Origin of the sequence: Streptomyces sp. NPDC005774 (assembly GCF_042871645.1) — a bacterium.
GTDB lineage: Bacteria > Actinomycetota > Actinomycetes > Streptomycetales > Streptomycetaceae > Streptomyces > Streptomyces pratens.
On sequence record NZ_JBIAIV010000116.1, the window covers coordinates 1 to 4,753 of the forward strand.

Annotated in this window: 3 protein-coding genes and 1 pseudogene; 1 reads left to right on the forward strand and 3 read right to left on the reverse strand. The window is 68.9% G+C overall.

The window, feature by feature from the left end; genetic code table 11:
- Nucleotides 1–959: 959 nt before the first annotated feature.
- Nucleotides 960–2,228, reverse strand: coding sequence for a glycosyltransferase (locus ACFYQA_RS39180; RefSeq protein WP_388928586.1), 1,269 nt, complete (start codon nt 2,226–2,228; stop codon nt 960–962).
- On the opposite strand from ACFYQA_RS39180, the pseudogene ACFYQA_RS39185 reads away from it, so the two are divergent.
- Nucleotides 2,229–2,914, forward strand: a pseudogene (locus ACFYQA_RS39185) (transposase family protein); the annotation flags it as partial.
- 479 nt (nt 2,915–3,393) lie between these two features.
- Here ACFYQA_RS39185 and ACFYQA_RS39190 read toward each other — a convergent pair.
- Nucleotides 3,394–3,576 carry a hypothetical protein gene (locus tag ACFYQA_RS39190; protein WP_388928588.1) on the reverse strand — a complete coding sequence of 61 codons (183 nt, stop codon included), beginning with the start codon at nt 3,574–3,576 and terminating at the stop codon, nt 3,394–3,396.
- Between the two features lie 324 nt (nt 3,577–3,900).
- The gene (locus ACFYQA_RS39195; protein ID WP_388928590.1) at nt 3,901–4,194 is read right to left on the reverse strand and encodes a hypothetical protein; all 294 of its coding nucleotides are present in this window, start codon (nt 4,192–4,194) and stop codon (nt 3,901–3,903) included.
- Between the last annotated feature and the right edge of the window lie 559 nt (nt 4,195–4,753).

Below are 4,753 nucleotides of genomic sequence, written 5' to 3' on the forward strand. Positions count from 1 at the left end.
TCAACGCCCACCGCTCCGGCACCGTCAAGGGCCTCGGCACACAGGTCGGCGCGTCCGTCACGTCCGGCGCGACCATCTGCGAAATCAAGGACTGAGACGCTATCCGCTTATCAATCACGGGGGCCGGCCTGGTCGAACAGGGTTCCTGTTCGGGTGATCGCGCGAGAGCCGACGCATGACAGCAGGGCCTCTTGGTAGTTCGGAGGCGTGAACCAAACCGATCATCAGAAGGCCCTGCTGCCACAGTCTTTCACGCTCGCATGCGTGGAGCCCAACTCTCCGTCCCTGTCGTGCGACTGCCTCGCACACAAGTTCGGCAATGCGGCGGATGGGCCAGAGCGCGTGCGAGGTGTGACACCTCCGACATGACGGAGGCGGAATCGCAGGTCATCCGGCCGTTGCCGCCCCTTCGGCATGGTTTCAGGGGCGAGGCGGGCGGCCGGAGGGCTACTGCCACCGCGTGATGCTGGACGGTCTGCTATGTGACCGACAACGGCGTCAAGTGGGCCAACCTGCCCGCAGACTTCCCGCCGTACCAGCGCGTACATGCCGTCGCCCGCAGCCGGCGGGTCTGCTCGCCGAGCTCCACGACCGGCTGCGCAACCGTGTCCGGGCCCCGCCCTGTTGAGCGTCTCGGGCGCGGCGTACCAGTTCCGGCACATGGAGCTGCAGGACCATCTGGCGGCGCACCCTGTCGGCTAGCCCGCTCTGCCGCCTCCTCCGGCGCCTGCGTCAGCACCAGCGGGTGTGGCGGCAGATGCTTCCGTTGCCCCGCCGGATGAACCGCCGGAGCCGCCCGAGCGGTCCGGGAGGCCGTTCGGGAAGGTGCTGTTGCGGTCGCTGTCACCGGGGAAGGGGTCCCGGTAGTCAGGGTCGCCGTCTTCGTCCCGGTCCGGCAGGTTCACCTTGCCGCCGTTGTTCCGGTCCGGCTCCGGGCAGCCGTTCGAGGGCCGGTGGGATCAGCCGGTGGCGGCCCGCTCGATCAGATCCGCGGCCGTATGCAGTCCGTCGCGCGCCCGGATCGCCTCACCGGCCGCGGTGAGGGTGCGCCGCAGAGCCGTATCGCCGAGCAGACGGCCGATCGCGCCGTGGAGTTGGGCGTCGGTGAAGCGGTACGGGTCGAGCCGGACGCCGTAACCCAGTTCGGCCATGCGCTGGGCGTTGTCGTGCTGGTCCCAGAACAGCGGCAGCAGGATCATGGGCTTACCGAAGTGGAGGGCCTCGGTGGTCGTGTTGTTGCCGCCGTGCGTGATGACGAGGTCGACCAGCGGAAGGATCCGGGTCTGCGGCAGGAACTCCTCGCCCCACATGTTCGGCGGCAGCTCGATCTCCTCGTGCAGCGGGCCTTTGGAGACGATGTAGCGGTGCGGGGTGCGGGCGAGCGAGGCGATGACCCTGCGCATGAGGTCCACGTCGGCCGAGCCGAGCGAGCCGAGGCTGAAATAGATCAGCGCGCCGCCGTCGGCCAGGCCGGGCGGCAGCGTGAACCTCTCCTGCGTCTCGCGGACCGAGGAGTCCAGCCGGTGCCAGGTGGGACCCAGCGGACGGGCGTCCGTGTAGTCGGCCGACTCGGGACAGACGTACAGGTTCAGATCGCCCTCATGGATGAACTCCAGGTCGGGCAGCGGACGCGCGCCCTGCTCGGTCACCCAGGCGCTGAAGTCGCTCCACAGGCTCCGGTGCGTGCGGTCGTACTCGGCGCGGAACTCGTCCCACTCGCTCCGGTCCCCGGCCGGATACCCGGAGAACGGCGGTGGAACGCGCTCGCCCTTCATCTCCAGCGGGTTGCAGGAAACGATCCGTACGAAAGGTACGCCCGCCGTGGTCAATGCCGGGAAGCACACGACGTTGTCCTCGACGATCACATCCGGCCGGACCCGGTCGATGATCTCCCTCATCCGCGGCTCGCAGTACCGGGCGCCGGAGACCAGCTCCTCCCACACCGGCTTGATCCAGGTGCCCAGCTGCTCGATGGTCGGCTTCCGGAACTCGGGCGCGGTGTCGCGTATGAAGTCTTTCCAGAACTGGCCCGCGTCCTGGGGCTGTTCGGGCGGCGGGGCCAGATCGACCAGCTCCTCCTCGAAGCCGAGCGGCGCGAGGCGGCCCTTCCAGGACGCCTCCGCGGCGAACACCACACGGTGCCCCCGGCGGCGCAGGACACCCCCGATCCCTACGCAGTTGTTCGTCGGCCCGTACGCGCTCTCCGGTGCGAAACCGAGGGGCCTCACATGTCGACCCGTGTCACATCAACCGCCGTACTCGATGTGAAGCGGTCCACTGCCGAGCATCCGGCCCGGCCGCTGCGCGATCACCGCATCGCGGTCGGGATCCGCAAGGGGCGACGCGTGCCGGGCCGCTTCCGCCGGGCGGTGCTCGTGCTGCGCCGGCTCCCCAACGGCACCCGACTGGCCCAACTCGCCTGTGACAACGGTCTGCCGTCCTCCACCTCCTACCACTACCTACACGAAGGACTGGCCGTCCCGGCCGCCGGCGCACCGGACCCGTCCACCGCGCCGGAGCGTGCGAAGGCGGCCGGGCTGACACATCCGAACCTCGACGGCACCGTCATCCGCACCGACCGCGCCGCCGCTCCGGACCCAGCGGCGCGGACCTGTGCTGGTCCGGAAAACCCAAGCACCGCGGCGGGAACGTGCAGGTCATGGCCACCCCGGACGGCCGGCCGATCCGGGTCTCGCCAGTACGGCCGGGCCGGGAGCACGACACCGTCTGCGCCCGCCACCACGGGCCGGTCGAGGCACTCAACCGCATCGCGGCCGATCTGGACATGCCGACCCTGGCCGACCCTGGCTACGAAAACGCCGGCGACGGCTTCCCTCACCCCCTCAAGAAGCCCGCCGGAGGCGAGCTGACCGAGGAGCAACAGACGTACGACAAGGCCCTCCTCGGCATCCACGACTCGGCACCACCATCGAGTGGTACGACAACTCATCCCACCGGAGCTAGGACCTGCGGTTTTGCGACATCGGTGACCTCGAAGTCAGCACCAAACCAGCACCGGCAATGGAGCGTGCTGAGTCACACCGCCGCGTGGACGAGGCTGAGCCTGTCAGAGGATGGCCGACGCCCCAGCCAGACACTACGTACAGTAATCGCCAGCAGGACACCGCCCCCTCGCGAAGAGGGCACACGATGCGCGCAGCTCGGCACAGATCCAGGCCTCAGCATTCAAAGTCCGCCTTCCGGATCTCGGCGAGCTGCGGGCCCGTGGAGTGGCCGGAAGCCGCCCCCGGCTCTGCCGAAGACCCGGCGCAGCCTCGGGTCTGGGCGCACGGACACCGCCTCCCCTGACACCTCCGGCTGACCGCGGATGCGCCGAGGGTCCGCACCCGCGTGGGCACGGACCCTCGGCGCCGCGAGCAGGGCGGGGCGCCGCTACCGACCTCGACCCGGCGGCAGGGCCCGCCCCGGTCGTCGGGTCCTCGGGGCGTCGGCTCGTTCCACGATCATCTCCTGGTCCCGCTCGACGTCGACGGTTGTCGCGCCGGGCGCGAGCTTCACCTTGCAGGTGACGCGCAAGCCCCCGCCGCGGTGCGTGAGGTTCGTCCGCTCGCTCATGGCCAGGGCTGTGCACGACCGCGGCAGCGGCTCCAGGGCCTCCAGGTCGCGTTCACCGACGTACTTGTCGTCGGTGATGGCCCCGTAATCCCAGCTCGGACACCAGGGAACAACTAACCGACCAGCAGTCAGGGCGAGTCGGGCATGCCGTCACGGCTGCCGGGCGTCCCGGGTAGTCACGTCGGAGGGAAACCGACGCCGTCGCGAGGGCCGGGCCGGAGGGCCGGGCCCGCCCATGGCAGGACCGGCCCTCGTAGGTGCGGAGAGGCAAAGCTGCACCGGGTGCCGCGAGTGCCCCGCCCGGTGGTGGAGAGCGCTGGGCTATCAGCCTTGAACCCATTCGACCCGTTCGACGGTGTCGTTGTGCTCGGCGGGTTCCTCCAGGGACTTGCCGGCCTTGAGGATGCGGGTGCTCTTGCTGCTGATCAGCTTTGCGTCGCTCTGGGTCTGATTGACCCACGAGGACACGTTCTTCGTCATGCTGCCGCCATCCGCGGGCAGCTCGCTGAGGGCCACCATGTACCCCGCACCGATCCCGTAGGCGGGGCCCTTGCGCTTGTAGTGCTTCCACAGCCCCAAAGTCGCCGGAGGGCACTCGTTACCCTCGATCACGACCACGCCGGCAGGCATCCTTGTCCCTTGAGTCGTCACAAATCGCTCCTTCTCCTTCGGCCCGCCGGCCTGCTGGCAGGCGGTGTCGTCCTCATTTCATTCGAAAACGGCCTAAAGCGCATCTCGAGCAGGTGGCCACCCGGATCGGGAAGGGGAGTCAATTGGGCCGATCGGTGGAAGGTCAGCCTGCGCAGGGGGCAGGTCGTCGCTACCTGAGTCCGGATCAGTCCGAACTCGCCCAGCAGATCGCCGACATGCCCAACGTCCCCCGCTTCACGGGCACCTCGACCGCGAGAAGACCGGGCCCCGCCAGCCGAAGAAGACCACCGCGGCGAAACCCTGAAAGCTACCGGCGGGTTACTTGCTACCTGGTGTCCGAGCTAGTGTTCCGAGTCAGGAATCTTGTTCAGATGTGCAGGGTTGCGGGGTGGCGCGTACTGGGCGGCCGAAGGCCGAGTTGATCCTGTCGGTTGACATCCTCCCCCTCCTGAAGGAGGGGGATTCCTACGGCTCGCGCCGTGGGGTTTTCTGCTTCGTCGCCGACTGCCCGCCCGGAGAACTCCGT